16 protein-coding genes and 1 pseudogene are annotated in these 17,868 nt (G+C 57.1%); 6 read left to right on the top strand and 11 right to left on the bottom strand.

Features of this window, described 5'->3' with window-relative positions; genetic code table 11:
- Positions 1-198: 198 nt before the first annotated feature.
- A complete protein-coding gene (locus tag HWY05_RS03320) occupies positions 199-960 on the bottom strand; it encodes an SDR family NAD(P)-dependent oxidoreductase (RefSeq protein ID WP_176057378.1) in 762 nt (253 codons plus the stop codon).
- Between the two features lie 581 nt (positions 961-1,541).
- Here HWY05_RS03320 and HWY05_RS03315 point away from each other — a divergent pair.
- Together HWY05_RS03315 and HWY05_RS03310 are read left to right on the top strand one after the other, a co-directional pair.
- Complete coding sequence (locus tag HWY05_RS03315) at positions 1,542-3,020, top strand: catalase (protein ID WP_176057377.1); 1,479 nt, start codon at positions 1,542-1,544, stop codon at positions 3,018-3,020.
- 160 nt (positions 3,021-3,180) lie between these two features.
- Positions 3,181-3,825, top strand: a complete 645-nt coding sequence (locus HWY05_RS03310; RefSeq protein ID WP_176057376.1) for an HD domain-containing protein — start codon at positions 3,181-3,183, stop codon at positions 3,823-3,825.
- A gap of 546 nt (positions 3,826-4,371) precedes the next feature.
- Here HWY05_RS03310 and HWY05_RS03305 read toward each other — a convergent pair.
- The gene (locus HWY05_RS03305; RefSeq protein ID WP_051981370.1) at positions 4,372-5,373 is read right to left on the bottom strand and encodes a LysR family transcriptional regulator; all 1,002 of its coding nucleotides are present in this window, start codon (positions 5,371-5,373) and stop codon (positions 4,372-4,374) included.
- 563 nt (positions 5,374-5,936) lie between these two features.
- Here HWY05_RS03305 and HWY05_RS03300 point away from each other — a divergent pair.
- Positions 5,937-7,211, top strand: a complete 1,275-nt coding sequence (locus tag HWY05_RS03300) for a hypothetical protein (RefSeq protein ID WP_176057375.1) — start codon at positions 5,937-5,939, stop codon at positions 7,209-7,211.
- A gap of 230 nt (positions 7,212-7,441) precedes the next feature.
- A pseudogene (locus HWY05_RS03295) lies at positions 7,442-7,676 on the top strand (alkyl hydroperoxide reductase subunit F); the annotation flags it as partial.
- Positions 7,677-7,754: 78 nt separating this feature from the next.
- On the opposite strand, the gene HWY05_RS03290 reads toward HWY05_RS03295, so the two are convergent.
- The 9 genes from HWY05_RS03290 to HWY05_RS03250 form a co-directional block, all read right to left on the bottom strand.
- The gene (locus HWY05_RS03290; RefSeq protein WP_244146475.1) at positions 7,755-8,498 is read right to left on the bottom strand and encodes a TetR/AcrR family transcriptional regulator; all 744 of its coding nucleotides are present in this window, start codon (positions 8,496-8,498) and stop codon (positions 7,755-7,757) included.
- Between the two features lie 37 nt (positions 8,499-8,535).
- Complete coding sequence (locus tag HWY05_RS03285; RefSeq protein WP_035558319.1) at positions 8,536-9,165, bottom strand: glutathione S-transferase family protein; 630 nt, start codon at positions 9,163-9,165, stop codon at positions 8,536-8,538.
- 567 nt (positions 9,166-9,732) lie between these two features.
- The gene (locus tag HWY05_RS03280) at positions 9,733-10,749 is read right to left on the bottom strand and encodes a GlxA family transcriptional regulator (RefSeq protein WP_244146474.1); all 1,017 of its coding nucleotides are present in this window, start codon (positions 10,747-10,749) and stop codon (positions 9,733-9,735) included.
- Positions 10,750-10,810: 61 nt separating this feature from the next.
- On the bottom strand, positions 10,811-11,860 hold the full coding sequence (locus HWY05_RS03275; protein ID WP_156126736.1) for a HoxN/HupN/NixA family nickel/cobalt transporter: 1,050 nt from the start codon (positions 11,858-11,860) through the stop codon (positions 10,811-10,813).
- Positions 11,861-11,890: 30 nt separating this feature from the next.
- A complete protein-coding gene (locus tag HWY05_RS03270; protein ID WP_176057373.1) occupies positions 11,891-12,280 on the bottom strand; it encodes a nitrile hydratase accessory protein in 390 nt (129 codons plus the stop codon).
- An 8-nt stretch (positions 12,281-12,288) separates the two neighbouring features.
- Positions 12,289-12,915 (bottom strand): nitrile hydratase subunit alpha, encoded by a 627-nt coding sequence (gene nthA / locus HWY05_RS03265; RefSeq protein WP_035558311.1) that lies wholly within the window; start codon positions 12,913-12,915, stop codon positions 12,289-12,291.
- 26 nt (positions 12,916-12,941) lie between these two features.
- Complete coding sequence (gene nthB, locus HWY05_RS03260; RefSeq protein ID WP_176057372.1) at positions 12,942-13,685, bottom strand: nitrile hydratase subunit beta; 744 nt, start codon at positions 13,683-13,685, stop codon at positions 12,942-12,944.
- Positions 13,686-13,733: 48 nt separating this feature from the next.
- On the bottom strand, positions 13,734-14,237 hold the full coding sequence (locus HWY05_RS03255; protein ID WP_035558306.1) for a DUF1097 domain-containing protein: 504 nt from the start codon (positions 14,235-14,237) through the stop codon (positions 13,734-13,736).
- Positions 14,238-14,282: 45 nt separating this feature from the next.
- On the bottom strand, positions 14,283-15,251 hold the full coding sequence (locus HWY05_RS03250) for a GTP-binding protein (protein ID WP_176057371.1): 969 nt from the start codon (positions 15,249-15,251) through the stop codon (positions 14,283-14,285).
- Between the two features lie 626 nt (positions 15,252-15,877).
- On the opposite strand from HWY05_RS03250, the gene HWY05_RS03245 reads away from it, so the two are divergent.
- A complete protein-coding gene (locus tag HWY05_RS03245; RefSeq protein WP_176057779.1) occupies positions 15,878-16,597 on the top strand; it encodes an IMP dehydrogenase in 720 nt (239 codons plus the stop codon).
- A 457-nt stretch (positions 16,598-17,054) separates the two neighbouring features.
- Positions 17,055-17,861, top strand: a complete 807-nt coding sequence (locus HWY05_RS03240; RefSeq protein WP_035558301.1) for an enoyl-CoA hydratase/isomerase family protein — start codon at positions 17,055-17,057, stop codon at positions 17,859-17,861.
- Positions 17,862-17,868 lie beyond the last annotated feature (7 nt).

Genomic DNA, 17,868 nt, shown 5'->3' with positions numbered 1-17,868 from the left:
TCTGGCGGGAGCATGAACGCCGGGGCCGCACGAATGCTGTTCGTGCGGCCCCGGTCTCATTGAGCGTGAGCGCACGCGAAATCAAAGTGCGGCGCAAACAACGTGGAACACGAAAGGCGACAGACGCATTTCAGGTGAAGCAGGCGACAGAGCAGGTTGTTGCAGCTGTTCGCCTGCCGATGTTTCTTCCGGCGTGCGTCAGGCGGTCGGCAAAGGACTATCGGCAATCATCTGGTTCAGATGATTCACAAAGCCATGTTCGTTGGGACCAGCGGCATCTCTGAGTTGCTTGCCAGTGCCTACCGTGACTTCAGTAGTCGCATCTTTCAGCAGCGCCATCGTTTCTTCGATGAACACCTCAAGCGGCATTGCACGTGGGTCTCCGCTCTTGAAGACCAGATCCGTATCAACCCATGGTGGTGCGATCTCAAGTACCCGTACCGACGTGTCACGCAATGCAAAACGCTGGGAAAGCGAGTAAGAATGAATCGCCGCCTTTGTTGCTGAATACAGTGCCGCAACGGAGAACGGAATGTAGGCCAACGCCGAACTGGTGTTGATGATGTAAGCCTCGGGCTGCTTCTTCAGGTGTTCGACAAACGCGCCGCTTATGCGAGCCGGTCCAAGCAGGTTTGTGTTGATCAGGTGAATCGACTCGGCGTCGTTTAGCGGTCCCGTTACATCGTCCAGCGGCATGATCCCGGCGTTGTTGATAACGACGTTGAGGGACGGAAACTTTTTGATCAGGTCTTTCGCCGCGTCGGCGATTTGAGCGGGGTCTGTGACGTCCATCTGAACGGTGTCGATCCCGGGGTTTGCCGCAGCAACTTCATCCAGCAGGGCTTTTCGGCGTCCGCTAATGATGACTTTATTGCCCTTGCGGTGCAAAGCTTCGGCGAGCGCGCGACCGATTCCAGACGTTGCGCCGGTAATGAAGATTGTGTTTTCAGTAAGTTTCATAACATCCAATCCATTTAGGTTCCATCGTTCGATAGCCAATGCTCGAACGCGACAGTCTCGCGTTCAGAGCGTCCCGACAGCGACAAGTGCATATGTCAGTGTCCATCCGTCGTAGGGCGGAGCGCTGACGTCGTCAGTTCGAGAGCAGCGCTGTGGTCTTTACTTTCACACGACTGTGAGGTCCGACATCCGATCGCCGAGCTGTCCGTGCCGACAGATCTCCATCTTTCATACTCATGCAGCTCGCGCGAGCGGATGTGATCACGTTATCCGTTCCCCACGAAGACCAATATCTCTACGCGGAACGGATTTTTTGGTGTCCCGGAACATGGGCCGTCCTGCTATGTCATCCGCCATCCATTTGCGGCAAGATTGGACTATGCAATAGCGCCGTAGTCATTCGGTCCTCGCGATCGGTTTGAAGGCCGTTCGATGTGTGTTCCGGCGTGCCCGTGAGATTTTTTGAGGCACGGCGGCGGTTCCGCGATCACCTTTCCCGTCCCTCATATCAAGTAGTTCCATGAGCGTATCCCCCCAGAGAAACGATAGTTCACGCCAACTTGAACCCTAGGAGAATGTTGATGAGCAAGCTGACGACTGCGTTCGGCGCACCGGTGCCGGACAATCAAAACACGATGACCGCGGGGCCTCGTGGACCGGCTCTGCTTCAGGATGTCTGGTTTCTCGAGAAACTCGCACACTTCGATCGTGAAGTGATACCTGAACGGCGTATGCATGCGAAAGGTTCGGGTGCGTTCGGAAAATTTACCGTGACTCACGACGTTACAAAATATACGCGTGCAAAGATCTTCTCCGAGGTTGGGAAGAGCACCGAGATGTTCGCCCGGTTCTCGACGGTTGCGGGCGAACGTGGCGCCGCTGATGCCGAGCGTGATATTCGTGGCTTCGCCCTCAAGTTTTATACCGAGGAAGGGAACTGGGATCTGGTAGGGAATAACACCCCGGTGTTCTTCCTGCGTGATCCGCTCAAATTTCCGGACCTCAACCACGCGGTTAAGCGTGATCCGCGAACGGGTCTGCGCAGTGCCGAGGGGAATTGGGACTTTTGGACGCAGCTTCCAGAGTCATTCCATCAGGTCACCATCGTGATGAGCGATCGTGGGATTCCGCGTACGTATCGTCATATGCACGGTTACGGTAGCCACACGTTTAGCCTGATCAATTCCAGTAACGAGCGCTTCTGGGTCAAGTTTCATATGCGTACCCAGCAGGGGGTGGAAAATATGACGGACGCAGAGGCGGTCGAAGTAGTCGGCGCCGACCGCGAAACACATCATCGCGATCTGTATGAGGCGATCGAACGCAAGGAATTTCCGCGTTGGAAGATGTACTTCCAGATCATGCCCGAACACGAAGCAGCGAATTGCAAGGTGAATCCTTTCGATCTGACGAAGGTCTGGTCAAAGAAGGACTACCCGTTGATAGAGGTCGGAGAGTTCGAGCTAAACGTGAACGCTGAAAACTGGTTTGCAGACGTAGAGCAGGCGGCGTTCAATCCGGCGAACGTTGTCCCGGGCATCAGCTTCTCTCCCGACAAGATGCTGCAAGGCCGTCTGTTCTCGTATGGCGATGCGCAGCGCTACCGTCTCACCGTCAATCATCATCAGATCCCGGTCAACTCGCCGCGTGCCGCGACGCACTACAACAGCTACCACCGTGATGGTGTTTTGAGAGTTGACGGGAACAAAGGCGGCACCACCTCGTATAACCCGAACACTCGGGGAGCATGGCTCGACCAGCCTGACTTTAGCGAGCCACCTTTGTCTATCGAGGGTGCTGCCGACCATTGGAATCACAGGGTCGACGATGATTACTTTTCGCAGCCGGGCGATCTGTTCCGTCTAATGTCACGCGAGCAACAGACGGTTCTGTTTGAGAACACGGCTCGGGCCATGCACGGCGTATCGACGCCAATCCGTGAGTTGCATATCGAGCATTGCACCCGAGCTGATGCTGCGTACGGGGTGGGAGTTCGTCTGGCACTGGAGTCGCTCAACGCACCAGGTACAACGGCCGTCCGTTCCGAGCCGGAGCTTTAAGCCGATCCGAATAGCTGATAGTCGGATCTCAAGCTTCTTCCCACGCCGGTGGGGAGATGAGTTCACTCTCTTATCCGCTTGCTCGAACCCACGCGCGGACGGCGCAGGGGTTCGAGCTTCAGCCGCAACCAACGCCAGTTCACTTATCAGGAGATCACCCATGAGTTTCAACGTTGACGGAATTTCAATTCCCGACAGCAAGATAGCGCGCGAAATAACCGAGCTGGTAAGGGACACTGCTTCGCCTTTGTTGTTCCACCATTCCAGTCGCGTCTACTACTTCGGTGCATTGGCCGGAAAACAGCGGGGCCTGAAGTTCGACCCGGAGTTGTTGTACTGCGGCTGCATGTTCCATGACATGGGTCTGACGCACAAACACAGCAGCCGGGACGAGCGATTCGAAGTGGATGGGGCGAATGCCGCGCGCGATTTCCTGAAGACACATGGCATATCGCAGCAAGACATCGACACTGTATGGACAGCGATTGCATTGCATACCACGCCGGGCATTCCTCAACACATGCACCCGGTCGTTGCTCTCGTGACTGCCGGTGTGGAAATGGACGTGCTCGGATTGACATATTCGCAGTACAGCGATGCCGAGCGGGAGCAGGTAGTGCGTGAGCATCCGCGTGGCGGAAATTTCAAGGAAGACATCATCCAGGCTTTCTACGACGGAATCAAACATAAGCCCGAGACGACTTTTGGGAACGTCAAAGCCGACGTTATCGTGGATAAAGATCCGTCGTTCCGGCCGGGAAATTTTTGCAGCGTGATTCGCGGTTCGGCGTGGGATTGTTGCTAAACGGGCAAGTACCGAACTAGCCCGGATTCACGTGGAAGGCGGACGATTTTCCGCGGCTTCTGTGTTACGGCCGGAATCGACTTTTCCCTCTCTGCGATCGGGGGTGATTTTCGATCTAAAGATGGCGGTTCGTCGATTGGGCGTTAGCTCGTCGACGACCTGTTCCCACTTCAAATCGAGAATTCATCATTGACCGCCTGGAAAAAACTGGAACTTCATGTCGCGAAGGCCTGTGCAGTGAAGAGCCATGAGCTATGAAAGCCCGATGCGATCCGTGCCGCATGATTTGCAAAAAAAGCACGGCCTAAGGCCGTGCCCGCGTCAAGGATTTGACAGGATTGGAGGATCACACAACCCCGCCGCGTATAAATCCGCGACTGGCCCGATGAATGGGACTCGTTGTCCGAAGTCCTTCACGGCATGAAATGTGTTGCGGAAACATGGAAATGACTGGGTGATCCTGCGTTGCCTGAGCCGAACAGCGGCTTGGCGCGATGAGACGACGCATTTGTGTGAGATCTTGTCGAATGCTTCCTCATTGTTTTGTCATAAGATGATTTCGTGAGCTTCGGCGCGAGTGCGATCGTGACTGGGATTTGATGAAGCGTTGCTCCTGTACGCATTTCCTGATTCTTTCGGCTCCAACGACATCAGGTGGCTGGTATCAAACAACGTCGCAATCCATTCTACGAAGACCCGAACTTTCGCAGCGAGATGACGATTGTGCGGATAGACCGCAGAAACAGGCATCGTCCGCGGTCTGGAATTTGGTAACACCTCGATTAATCTTCCTGAATCCAGGTGGTTCTGAATCATAAACCTGGGCGGTTGAATCAATCCGACTCCGTCGACACCGCAACTGACATAGGCTTCCGCGTCGTTGACCGCCAAGCTTCCGTTCACGTTGACGTCGGTCGTTTTGTCGTTGTATTCGAAGCAAAAATCCAGAACTCTGCCGGTTCTGCTGGAAAAGTAGTGCACCGCGGTGTGGTGTTGCAGGTCATCGATGCACTTTGGCTCTCCGAATTCAGCGATGTATTCGGGGCTAGCCGCCGTGACAGTCTGAAGATTTCCAAGGCGTCGGGCTACCAGGGTCGAATCTTCCAGGGGGCCGACGCGGATGGCGCAGTCAACACCCTCTTGTATCAGATCTACGCGGCGATCGCCGAAGCCAACCGTGAGGTAAATATCCGGATACATCTTCTTGAAGGAAGAAATCTCGGGCATCACGATGAGATGCCCGATCGATGGCGGCATTTCGACTCTTAGCTTCCCGCGTGGTCCGTTTCCAGTATTGGCCAGTGCTCCCTCAGTTTCCTCGACCTCGGCGAGAATTCGTACGCAACGCTCGTAATACTGGGCGCCCTCCGGCGTCAGGTTGAGCCGTCTTGTTGTCCGCTGCATGAGCCGAACGTGAAGATGCGACTCCAGATTCTTGATAATCGTGCTTACGGTCGCAGGAGGGAGGTCTAGAGAGTCGGCAGCGCGAGAAAAGCTGTTCATCTCGACGATGCGTGTGAATACGTGCATTGCTTGTAGCCGGTCCATGGTTCTCACCATCATCAACCTCGTAGCACCTTGAATTTCGCGCTACGAAGCATTACCTGATCGGTTCGTCAGCAATAGTTCGCAGCCGACAAGTTCAATTGAGGATTATAGGAAATTCTCGGAAGCTCGTCACCCACGACGCCAATTTTTCCAGAGCTAAGGTACATCCACGTTTGCTCTCGGGTGCGTTTCGTTGATCAGAGGATGCGCTTTAAAAAACGACGCATTGCTCCGCGTTCCGACGCGGCAAATGTCAATCTCGTTCCGGCGGCATAAGGCAGTTAGAAACGCAGAAAAACTGAATCTCGATTGTGCCCTGTGGCCCGGTCGACCAAACCATAGGTCGTGGCGATTGCCGCACGGAAGAGGGACGGCTCGAGCGGTACGCCCGCCCGATTTGCGTCTAAAGGTCTTCTGCGCCAGGGATCGACGAGGACCGGTTGCAGGTTAAAAACGTGCACTACGCATCCGTCGTCTCTTTGATAAGAGGAGTATGATTGTGAGCCAGAATAGAGGCGGCATCATCCGGGTGCTTGCCGGTGATCGCCGGGGGGGCGCCAGGCATGATCGAAGGATCAAAATTAGGAATTGCGGAATACTCGCGGGAAATGCAGGATATCGTGGGTTCGATGGTGGAGCGTCTGTCAGTGGCTATCGGGTTGGAAAGGTCACCTGATTTGGCAATGCAGTTCTCGGAGCTTGTGCTCCGGGAGGATGGCGCGATGGTTCGGGTGATTGCGATCGATCCACGGGGACCGGTCGTCTTCCTTGATGAAAAGGGAGTAGCAGAAACCTCGCTCCTGTACCCGGAAGAACTGGCGCCTCCGTGTCGACCGCTATCAATCTTGAGTAGAGGTGAGATCGACCCGATCGCCGAGGCAATCCGGGAGATAGGTGCTCGCGAAACTGCGCAAGAATGGATACACAACGTCACGGGCGAGCCAGGCAGCCTAACTCGATCTACCTTCAGTCAGCTTTCACGTTGGATAGATTTTTATGCGCCGCTCGCATATCGGTGGATCACGCTGGCGTCGATGCGCCTCGAAGCGGATCGAGCTGGCCTGAAGAAGAGCGTGAAGCAGCGGGATATCGCGCAAGAACATTCGGTGCAATTTTACGTGCGAACGATAGACGCGATCGGCGCCTTGATGATGCTCGTGTGTAGCAGCAAGGATAGAACCTGGCTCCAGGACATGGCGTTTGATCTGCCTTGGTATTCATGGACGCCTTCGCTTAGACTGTGCCGCGAGCGGTCTTTCGTGCCGGCGATCCAGGGCGCCATTGCGGCTTCGGCATTTGGGCCGCCCGTTTTGGAGCGGTATCTGGACATTCTGGAAACTTCGAGGACACCGCTCAGTTCTTTCGACGCTGTTTTGGGCATGACTGCTATTGCACGCAAGCATCCTGACTATGCTCGCCTGGTTCATGGGTGGCTGGAAATGCGCCTTGCCGAATCGGAGGATCGGGTGTTCGGTGAAGCGCTGCTGCGCTCAGCGAGTGCGGTATTGACTGCCCCGCATTCTGCACGATTTTTTTTAACGCAGTCGATGGGCAATATTGCGCACGAAGCGTCAGGAAGCGATGTCGACGTACTGTCCGATTTATTACTTCAAAGCCTGTGGAAAGACGTGGATTGCCTGACAATTGTCGACGGGTATTTTCCTGCCATATTGGGAATTACTCTTTTCGATGTCGATAAGCTGGAGGAGATGTACCCTTTAAAACGGTCTCGTTCACGTGCTCACACCCTCAAATCGATCGACGCGCGCGAGGCGATCTTACGTTCAGCGACCGAGCACTTTCTCGAGCCTGCAGCGACGTCGAGAACAGTGCACTAAGCGACGTAACAGGCGAACGGTGGACCTGAAGGGCCGGCTTTTTTCGAAGCCTGACGATAAGTTTGGATCGAGGGCGAGACGGGCAGAGTTTGGGGCTCCGATACGCATCGATTGTCCCGAAAGAAATCCGAACGTCTATCATTAATAGAAAGATCAAACCGTTTAGCACAAACGCATAGTGAGTTCAGTACAAAGTGCGATCTGCTCAATAGATTGCGGCTCAACCCGGTGACGCGGTACTGCAACGCAAGCTGCATAGCCTGGCGAATGTGCTGGTGATCACGCAAGCTCAGATTATGGAAGTGGTGGGTGACGGCAAGAAGGTTAACGGAATTACATACAAGGACGTGCAGTCGGGCGACACGAAACAACTCGAAATTTCAGGCACATTCGTGCAAATCGGCCTTGTGCCCAACACGGAATCACTGAACGGCGTTGTCGAGGCATGACGAGGTCATCGCCGATGTTGAAGACGTCGCTGCGGGTCTCGGCGCTGTCGGCCCCCAGTTGGCTGCAGGTTATGTTGTTGCGCCGGCTTGGCCACTACCCTTGGGAGCGGCTTTTTCTGGGGGCAAACAGCGTGACGAGTTCGTCGGCGACACTGTCCAGTATCTGTTGGGAAAACTTGGGATCTGCTACCGAGCGTGACAAGGCAAGCGCGCCCACGCAAGCGCTGAACAGCAGGATTGATTTGTTCCGTCGGTTTTCCGACGTGGCCGACGGCAACGCCTTTTCCGTTGCATCAAAAATGCGTTGAAGGTGCCCAGCGAACGTGTCTCGCGCCGCATCGCTGCTTCTACTAACATCGTTCACAAGTGCTGCAAAGGCGCAACTTGTCGCGACGTTATCGCGATGGGCATCCGAGAGATATGAACGAATTGCTTTGCGCAAGCTCGTCTTAACCGTCGACTCCCAGATATCCCAATCAACCAGGGCAGCTGCTAGAGCTTCGACGACCAATTCGTCGCGCGAGCCGAAATGCTTGTAGAAGCCGCCAACGGTTAGGCCGGCCTCCGTCATCAGGTCAGCTACGCTGATGCCCTCAAGCCCCAGCTCTCTGAAACGTTGGGCTGCAACGTTGACAATACGCTCATGCGTTGCAAGCTTGTCTGCTTGAGAGTGTCCCATGGTTCTTCGCTCGGTTGAGAAGGCGGTGAAATCTAAAGCATTATCGTAATCTTGTTTGTATGTAAAGAAAAGAGGGGAGGTTGGAAGCGCTCTGGTTGGCCGGGTATCGCAGCTGGAAATCGATTGCTGACGAAAATGATGAATATCGAGCGGATTCAATCTCGACGAACGGCTCCCGGATTCAGAGCGTTGGGGCCTACGCGCCCCGTCTAAACGCCTGCATGCCCCTGACAAATCCAGGCCGGGCCGTCACCCTGTCAAACCAGGTCTTCAAGTTGCCCAGCCTTTCCCAGTCGACCTCACCGGCGCTTGGAGCGATAACGGTGGCAGCGCAAATATCAGCCAGGGAATAGTGCTCACCGGCGAGATATGGGGAGTCTGCCAGGTAAAACTCGGCCAATTCAAATGCTTCCAGACTCATTTGTTGAAACAACGACGCCTGACGCGGTTGCTGCCACGCATTCAGGACATGCCCCGCATAGTTCGGCCCAATCACATCGGTGACAAAATACATGAAGCGTTCGAGTGCGATCGCATGCGAATGCTCATTCGGATTGGGCAGCAACGGTACAGCCCCCTTCCGCGCAACGTGCAGCAAGATGGCGTTCGACTGGGATATCACGCGGGTGTTGCCCGCGTCGTCGCGCTCTATGAGCACGGGAACCTTGCCGGCCGGATTCAAACGGAGATGTTCCCGGGTGCGGTGCCTGCCGGACCACAAATCAACGAAGGTGGCCTTGTAAGGTATTTCCGCCTCTTCCAGCGCCACGGCGACACGCTGGCAGTTTCCCGTCGGCGCGCCGAGCAGTTCATACGCGATTGCCATGTTGCCTCCAACGTCGCTCCTTGAATATTCCGTCGACAAGACAGCTTCGGCCGCACCTGCGAAAACAAGAAACGTCAGACTTTAAACGTTCGAACATAACCTCAATCCTCGCGTGCAGATGCGATGAAACTCGCCATATTTCATCAGATGAAGCCCGACGCCAATCTGTGCCGGGACTGTTTAAGATTATTATTGTAATCCAAAGTGCCGGCCGAATGCGCGCGTGCCCGGGTGATGCTGAGAGTGTGCCGCCAGAAAACTATGCCTCTTTCGGTGACGCCGCAGCACCAATCCGTCCGCAGTGAGCAGAGCATCGGTCAATGCACAGCGGTGGCGTGCAGTTCCAGTTGGCTATACACGGCGGCGAGCGGTGTTTCCACAATCGTGCAGATTGCGTCTCTCCGCGGCGCGGGGAAGATTCGGTGTGGACGTTCAGGGGGACTTTCAGGCAAGGAAGCGGCCATTGACCTGCCGCGGTTTCGACGCCTGTCGGCGTTTGCGTGCAGTGGGCCGTACTCAGGCGGCGATCGGCATCGGCCTCAGGTGGAGTGCGTAGCCCACCCAAGCCTACCGCCCCTCGGCGGCAACGTTCTTTGTACGATCGTGCGAACCCGCTGAACGGAAGCGACTCCGATAGTCAGCGGGATTGATCTGCAGCCGCCTTTGGAAAGTGCGTCGCAGTCCCTCCGCACCATCGAATCCACACCGTCGGGCGATGTCGCGCAACGGAAGGTCGGTGCTCTCCAGATAGCGCCTTGCGGCGTCGATACGCGCGTTGTTCAGGAACAATGCCGGACTGAGGCCGCATTCCTTCATGAACAGCCGGGTCAAGTTGCGCGCGCTCATATGAGCGCGCTCGGCGAGCGACGCCAACGTCTGCTCGACAGCAAGATTGTCGAGCATGTATTGCTGGATCACCACGATTTGCGAATCAGGTGCGGCCTGGGTTTCGAGCAGCGGACTGAACTGTGATTGGCCACCTGCTCTTCGCAGATACACGATCAGATATTTGGCGACGTCCAGCGCCATTTTTCTGCCGAAGTCTTCCTCGATCATCGCCAGCGAAAGATCGATCCCTGCGGTCACGCCTGCCGTGGTGTAGACGCTGCCGTCTTTCACATACACGTGATCCGGCTCGATCCGGGCGCGCGGAAACGTCGCGGCCAGACGCGGCACATCCATCCAGTGCGTGGTCACCACGCGGTCGTTGATCAGGCCGGCCGAGCCGAGCGCGAACAGACCGTTGCAGATGGCGGACACGCGCCGGGCGTGTTTGTACTGTTCCTTGAGCCAATCACTGAGCGCCGGATCGTCGAAGGTGTCGAATATGCCGAGGCCGCCGGGCACGATCACGGTGTCGAAGTGCGGGCACAGGTCGAAGATCGTACGATCCGGCACGACCGTCAGCCCGCTCGACGATTGCACGCTGCCGCGCGTGGTGCCCACGGTCAGCATTTCGTATTGGCATTCACCCTGGCTCAATACCTTGACTTCCGCGAACGCGTCCTTAGGCCCGGCGATATCCAGCAACTGGAAGCCCGGAAAGACAATCATGCCTATCTTGATCTGCTTCATTGTGTTCATGCGTTCAGGTCGTCAAGGTCACGGAGCGTCCACGGTATCGTCGGGGATGGTGGGCGCCCGCTCAGGCCGAGGCGGTCTCGCGATCGTATCCCTTCAACTTGTAAAGCAGAACGGACACCAGCCAGCCGGTCACGAACACCGCGACGATGCCATATCCTAGCAAGCCGAAATTATTGTTGAGACCAGCAATCGCTTGCCAGAACGGACCGGCCAGGCTCAACTGGTCGCCCAGCAGCCCGAGCGCCTCGATGCTGCCGATCAGCAGCGCGACGACCGTGGAAATCAGCGTGATCGTCAGGTTGTAGTAAAGCTTGCGTACGGGCTTGACGAAGGCCCAGCCGTAGGCGCCTAGCATCAGGATGCCGTCGGTCGTGTCGATGGTGATCATGCCGGCCGCAAACAGACACGGAAACATCAGGATGGTCCAGATCGAAAAGCCGGCCGATGCCTGTGCGGCCGAAGTGCCGAACAGCGCCATTTCGGTGGCCGTTTCGAAGCCGAGCCCGAACAGGATGCCGAGCGGCAGCATTAGCCAGCTCGAACGGACGAGACGAAACAGCGGCTTGAACAGACGCGCCAGCAGATTGCCGTCGAACTGCGTCAGGCGAAGGTCGCCGTCGTGACGCTGACCGCGGCGCACGCGTCCAAACGCGCGGAATAGCCCCAGCAGCACCACGATATTCATCGCGCCGATCATGATCAGAAACGACGCGGATACGACGGCGCCAACCGCCTCGCCGGTTTCTTTAAACGCATCGAAATGATGGGCCAGCGCTTTGGTCGTAAACGCCACGGCCACCGCCCCGAATACCACGGTCAGCGAATGGCCGAACGCGAAGAAAAAGCCGACCGTCACGGGACGTTTTCCGTCGTTCATCAGCTTGCGCGTCACGTTGTCGATCGCGGCGATATGGTCTGCATCCATCGCGTGGCGCAAGCCGAAACTGTAGGCGATAAACGCGGTGCCGATCAGTGCGGGCGACGCTCGCAGTACGATCCACGCCCACCCCCACGCGACAATGTTGATGAGGGCGAGCGCCGCATACATAGCGACGACCTTCCGGCGCGCAGGCGAGTTGGCGCGTGTCATCACGGCGTTAAGCATTTCCATGTGTTTCTCCTGGTTGGGGAAGACTCAAACTCAATGACTTTTTAAGTGTGCCGGACTCGTTGCCGCATGCGTTGCCGTTGCTATCGCCGGCCGTCTGGCGACCAGTATCTGCGTGAGCTCGTCGCGCGACAGAACTCCGCTCGACTCGACCACCTCCAGCAGTGCTTCGAGAAAACGCTCGTAGTAATCCCAGTGTGGCTGACCTTCGCACGGCGCCGACTCCCAGCGCGCGATCGCCGCGATCAGGCACTGGCGAAACTCTTCCCACTCGAAGTAGCCCGCTTTCGAAAGCGACAGCGCAAGGCCGAACACATCCCGCTCCCAACGACTGGAGAACACCAGTTTGCCGTCCAGCCGTGGCGGAGAGTCGTCAGCGCCGAGCATCGACGCCGCTGCATATTCCTCGAAGCGCGTAAACATGATCGACCTCACGCGGCAGCGGGCGAAGCGACCAGCGCGACACCCATCATCGATTCCGGTGTCACGAGCGCGGCCAACTCAGGTTCGCTCAGGTGTTCAGTGTTCGCGGGACGCTCCGGCACGACGAACCAGCGAATCTGCGCACTGCTGTCCCACACCTTGACCTCGGTTTCCGCCGGTACGTCGACGCCAAATTCGCGCAATACCGCTCGTGGCTCGCGGACGCCCCGAGCGCGAAACACCGGGTCCTTGTACCAGTAGGGCGGCAAGCCAAGCACAGGCCACGGATAGCACGAGCACAACGTGCAGATGATCAGGTTGTGCACACCGTCGCCGTTTGCCACGGCCGCCATGTGCTCCCCTTCCGCGCCGGACATGCCGGCCGGCAGGTCCAGTTCCGCGATCGCCTTTGGCGTATCCTCGACGAGGCGTTGCCTGAACGCCTCGTCGACCCACGCCCGGGCGACGATCTTTGCGCCGTTGAACGGGCCCGCCGCGGTTTCGAAGTGGCCGAGCACCGCGTCGACGGAGTCGCTGCCGATTACCCCTTTTTCGATCAGCAATGCTTCGAGCGCGCGCACTTTGGCGGCGCTCGACGCCTCACGGTCGCCGTCATACTGAAACAGTTGAGTCATGACAATTCCCTTTTTTTTTGCGCTGGTTAGACGGTTGCCTGGAGGTAGGCTTCGTACAGGTCCGCGTAGATCGTGGTGTGGGGCTCGCTTTTTCCCTCGCCCCAAATGTCGGCGGCGTCGAAGGCGACCCGGTAGACCGCCATCGGCTCGCCGATTCCATCCACACCGGTTGAAACGAAATACGAAAATGTGCCGGGATACACCTCGACGACCTTGCCGGTCTTGCAGCGCAAATACCCGGGCAAACGGGTGTGATCGACCGCTTCGGGATCCGCGATCCGCACGGTTTCTCCATTCGAGAAGCGCGCCGGAGCACGCGGCTCGTGATAGCCGGAATCGCCTTTCTCCAGATAAGCGTCGATCTGCGCTCTGATCGGATCGCTGGGTTTTTCTGGCAAAGGGGCCAGAGGATTGGCGCGATAGAGCGAAGTGCGTTCGGCGAGTTCAGCGGCCGTAATGTACCCCTGATCCACAAAAAACTGCGAGATACCCATCAGCCATTTCTCGTAGTAACGGTACTTGAAGTACTCGAAAGGTTGCATGTCTTCCGCGCCGGTGCGCAACGACGCCCATGTCCATGTGCTATTGAATGCGGTCGGCAGTGTCTTGATCGGGTAAGCCGGCAACGCATCGCCGAGGTGATTGCTCTCAGCCATCATGGCAGTGTGAATGCCGAAAATGCGACGCTCCCAAGGCTCCACGAAGACACGCGGTTCGACATTGACGGGGCCCAGATTCTCGACGCCGCCGAGGTGGTGCTGTAGTTTCACAGTTGACTCCAGTAAGTTAGCGAGTAGGGGAAGCGAGGCGCATACGCCCTATCCGAGCTTGTGCTCATGTTTGAATGCAAGCGCGTTGCCCAGCAGTTCCGATGCGAACCCGAATGCGGCACCGGTTATGAGCGCCGCGGCCGCGACGAGGCCGGGGTTGCTCAGACCGATCGTGGTGATGGGTTTGCCGGTCGCGACGGTTGTGCCCACCGTCGAGGCGAAGCCCCAGACGATCGCCGGCAGTACATCGAGCAGCTTGATCTTCGATGCCTGGACCATCGCAGCGCTGCCGACACCGACCAGGATAGCGACCGCCAGCGCGCTGCCGCTAGTCGTTGCGATGGCAAGCAGGGTGAGTGAACTGATCACCGCGCCGGCCAGATTCGACGCCACGGATTTGACGAAACCTGCACGTCCCGCGCCGAGTACGAAGAACGACGCCCACGCGATGAACGTGACCCACACGGGCACTGGAAAGACGGTGGCGGTGAGCCATGTATCGGCCACCGCGAGCACGCCGATGCTGAAGGTATAGGCTTCTGACTTTTTCATCTTTGAACTCCGGACGTAAGTGAACGTGGGTAAAAAAATAGGCACTCAGGCCATGCAATCCCGCAAACCATCGCGCAAGGTCGGCACGTCGAGGTCCCGGCCAATCATCACGAACTTGCTGTCGCGCGGTTCGTCCCGCGCCCACGCTTTTCCGAAGCTGGAGTCGAGCAACATGTGGACACTATGGAAATGCAGGCGACGACGCTCTTCGTGCAGGTTCAGCACCCCTTTCATGCGCAAGAGTTGTTGGCCGTGGGTCTGCACGAGCTGGTTGGCCCAGCGATTGAAGCGCGTGGCGTCCAGTGGCCCTGGAAGAACGAATGCACACGATGTGATGGAGCTATCGTGTTCATGGTCATGTGCGCCTTCGTCGAGTAGATCCGGCTCGACCGCGAGCAACGTATCCAGCGAGAAATGCCGTGTGCCGATAACCGATTTCACGTCGATCGCGCCGTGACGAGCAATGTCGATAACTGCGCTAGGGTTGAGTGTGCGGATGCGTGCGATGAGGCTCGTCACCTCCTGCGCATCAACCAGATCGGTCTTGTTGATGATGATGTGGTCCGCGAACACGACTTGCTCGCGTGCAATCTCATTGTGGAGTTGCTCGTGAAAATGATGCGCGTCCACGACGGCGACCACCGACTCCAGCTCCACCCGTTCGCGAACATCCGGGTCGGCAAGAAAGGTCTGTAACACCGGGGCGGGATCGGCCAGCCCGGAGGTTTCCACGATCAAACGCGCTAGCGGCTCGCCCGGGCGTTCGAGCAGTTCGGACACGCTTTTAACGAGGTCCTTGCGAACAGTGCAGCATACGCAGCCGTTGTTGATCTCCACCAGCGCATTTTCGTCGGCGACGATCAGTTCGCCATCGACACCGACTTCGCCGAATTCGTTGACGATGATGCCGATGCGGAGAGGGCGCGCATGTTCAAGAATGTGATTGACCAGCGTGGTCTTGCCGGCGCCGAGAAAGCCGGTGATCACCGTGGTCGGAATTTTGTTGAGCCGCATCTTCACTCTCCTCATATTCTTCGGCACACCTGCCGGAAGATGAGGCAAACAGAGCGACTTTCGGGCCGACAAGACTCAACTGGCTTGACGCGTGAAGCATTTGGCTTGAATCGCTGTGCCAAAGTGCCAGATTTGCCGGATTGGTCAAATCCAGCCAGCGACCGCCTTTAAAGAGGTCGCGATATCCGCTCGCCAGGGGCCCCGCGCCGGTGCACGTTTCGCCGAAATTGTGCCGAGATCATGCGCAGATGACTCTCCGAAGGGCACGCCCTGACAGATCAACGGGCGGGTGTTGCGCATTCAGGAAACATTTCGTCACGCCCTGACAGGTGGCGGGCCATGAAGACGAAGTTCGGGTGCGAAAGAGTGGAACTATCCGAACGAATCACGCGAACGTTGAGGCGCTTTCTATATCGTCGACCAGCTCCTGTCGAACTGGGGCAAGCTTCCAATGCGCGGTTTGGAAAAGAAGAATCCCTGCATTAGATCGATGCCCGTTGAACGAAGTGCGTCGATTCCGTACAGAGGGTGACAACTTGCACCCGGCATGAAATTCAGGGATAGATTGCAGTTGAGGCCTAACGCTACCGCGTCCTGAAGTGCTGGCGTTCGACATCGAAAATCAAATGCATACAGCGATTGCGACGCATGCGATTGAAGCAGTCCGGCGGGAATGCACCCGCTCGAATCCCGAGCCAATGCCTCATAGGCTTAGAGGGTCAGCGGCGGCAAAGGCCCTCGTCGACGCAGGCGCGGACGCGGTTAAAGTTGGTATCGGGCCAGGGTCGATATGCACCACCCGCATCGTGGCGGGGATCGGCGTTCCGCAGGTTACTGCCGTGGCATCTGTCGCTGATGCGATTCGCGGTTCAGGTGTTCCAGTTATCTCGGACGGGGGCGTTCGGTACTCCGGTGACGCGAGTAAAGCCCTGGCTGCAGGCGCAGACTCCGTGATGATGGGCAGCTTGCTTGCCGGTACCGAAGAGTCGCCCAGTGAGGTTTTTCTGTACGAAGGACGCCAGTTCAAGGCGTATCGCGGTATGGGTTCAATCGGGGCGATGAAAGACGGATCGGCGGACAGATACTTTCAGGATAATTCTGCGAATCTCGACAAGCTCGTTCCGGAAGGTATCGAGGCACGGGTTGAGTACAAAGGACCTATCGCGTCGATCATTTTTCAGATGGCTGGAGGCTTGCGTGCGAGCATGGGCTACTGCGGATGCGGTGCCGTCGAAGAGTTTCAGGACAGCGCGGAAACGGTGCAGATCACGGGTGCAGGCCTTCGCGAGTCACATGTGCATGACGTTCAAATCACCAGGGAAGCTCCGAATTATCGGCTGAGGTGACTTGCGACATAGGATGTGCGCGGTGTTTGCATGCGGACGCCGGGCTTGCTTGGCGCTCTTGTCTACGGCGACCCGATTCGCCATTCCGCCAACAACGCCGTCCGAAACATTGCCCTTTCGCTTCGCGGTCAACCCGCGCCGAGTCACAAAATCAGACTCCAGGGTAACTCGCCGAACTCGCTGGTAAGCAGCCGCTTGAGTGTTGTCCGATACTGCATTAACGATTTTCTGCCTCAGGTGCCGGGTGGTTCGGCTGAGCCCTGAGCAGGAACGACCAACATAATTTGCGAGACATCTTCCACTTGCGCGGCCAATGCGTCCAACGCTTTACCGGCCTCATTGCTGTCAATGATCAGACTTGACTGCACGCTCGATCGACATCCCGCCGTTCGTCATGCCTTCGAGTGGCAGGTCAAGTGAGAGGGTAACCCTTACCATCGTCAACACAGGAACTTCTATGACCAGAATCGTTCATCCCGCTCAACGACTGCTTGCGGAACCCGATGGCTTTCGGGTGGAGTTTAAAGAGGCGGACTCCCGTGCCGACATCGTATTTGACCGGCCGCCATTCAATATCGTGTCCATGTTGCAGCGCGATCAGCTGCGTGCCGCATTCGAGGCTTTGGACGATGATCCGAGGGTTCGCGTGATCGTGGTTCGCGCTGTTGGCGAGCACTTTTCGAGCGGTGGCGATATCAAAGGGTTTATCGAAGCCTCGCCTGAACATGTCTCGAAGCTGGCATGGAACATCGCGGCGCCGGCGCGGTGCAGTAAGCCGGTAATCGCTGAAAATCGGGGGTACTGCTTCGGCGTCGGTTTCGAACTGTCGCTTGCGTGCGACTTCAGAATCGCAACAGAGACGACGCTGTATGCGCTTCCAGAACAAAAGCTTGGTCAGATTCCGGGCTCTGGTGGCTCCGCGCGTCTGCAGAAAATGGTAGGGATCGGGCGTACGAAGGATATCGTCATGCGCTCACGTCGCATTACCGGAGAGCAGGCGTACAACTGGGGCATTGCGACCGAACTGGTAGCGGACGCAGAACTGGAAAGTGCGACAGATTCTCTTGTCCGTGAATTGCTTGCGTTCTCGCCTTTAGCGCAGCGTACCGCGAAGAAGCTGCTGAACGACACGGAGGATGCTCCGTTGTCGATTGCAATTGAACTCGAAGGCCACAGCTACAGCCGTCTGCGTAGTTCCAACGACTTCCGCGAAGGCGTCGAGGCGTTCCATGAGAAACGCAAGGCTGTTTTCAACGGTAGCTAAGGCGACC

Source organism: Paraburkholderia sp. BCC1876, assembly GCF_902833695.1.
Lineage (GTDB): Bacteria > Pseudomonadota > Gammaproteobacteria > Burkholderiales > Burkholderiaceae > Paraburkholderia.
The sequence above is the reverse complement of the archived record's forward strand: the minus strand, read 5'-3'. Positions and strand labels throughout refer to the sequence as shown.

Excerpts from the sequence above, each read along its gene's own strand:
- HWY05_RS03285 (WP_035558319.1), bottom strand. The coding sequence starts at position 9,165 with ATGGCAATCGCGTATGAACTGCTCGGCGCGCCGACGGGAAACTGCCAG.
- nthA (WP_035558311.1), bottom strand. The coding sequence starts at position 12,915 with ATGACTCAACTGTTTCAGTATGACGGCGACCGTGAGGCGTCGAGCGCC.
- HWY05_RS03250 (WP_176057371.1), bottom strand. The coding sequence starts at position 15,251 with ATGCGGCTCAACAAAATTCCGACCACGGTGATCACCGGCTTTCTCGGC.
- HWY05_RS03315 (WP_176057377.1), top strand. The coding sequence starts at position 1,542 with ATGAGCAAGCTGACGACTGCGTTCGGCGCACCGGTGCCGGACAATCAA.
- HWY05_RS03245 (WP_176057779.1), top strand. The coding sequence starts at position 15,878 with ATGCATACAGCGATTGCGACGCATGCGATTGAAGCAGTCCGGCGGGAA.
- HWY05_RS03270 (WP_176057373.1), bottom strand. The coding sequence starts at position 12,280 with ATGTTTACGCGCTTCGAGGAATATGCAGCGGCGTCGATGCTCGGCGCT.
- HWY05_RS03305 (WP_051981370.1), bottom strand. The coding sequence starts at position 5,373 with ATGGACCGGCTACAAGCAATGCACGTATTCACACGCATCGTCGAGATG.
- HWY05_RS03310 (WP_176057376.1), top strand. The coding sequence starts at position 3,181 with ATGAGTTTCAACGTTGACGGAATTTCAATTCCCGACAGCAAGATAGCG.
- HWY05_RS03280 (WP_244146474.1), bottom strand. The coding sequence starts at position 10,749 with ATGAACACAATGAAGCAGATCAAGATAGGCATGATTGTCTTTCCGGGC.
- HWY05_RS03300 (WP_176057375.1), top strand. The coding sequence starts at position 5,937 with ATGATCGAAGGATCAAAATTAGGAATTGCGGAATACTCGCGGGAAATG.
- HWY05_RS03275 (WP_156126736.1), bottom strand. The coding sequence starts at position 11,860 with ATGGAAATGCTTAACGCCGTGATGACACGCGCCAACTCGCCTGCGCGC.
- HWY05_RS03255 (WP_035558306.1), bottom strand. The coding sequence starts at position 14,237 with ATGAAAAAGTCAGAAGCCTATACCTTCAGCATCGGCGTGCTCGCGGTG.
- HWY05_RS03240 (WP_035558301.1), top strand. The coding sequence starts at position 17,055 with ATGACCAGAATCGTTCATCCCGCTCAACGACTGCTTGCGGAACCCGAT.
- HWY05_RS03320 (WP_176057378.1), bottom strand. The coding sequence starts at position 960 with ATGAAACTTACTGAAAACACAATCTTCATTACCGGCGCAACGTCTGGA.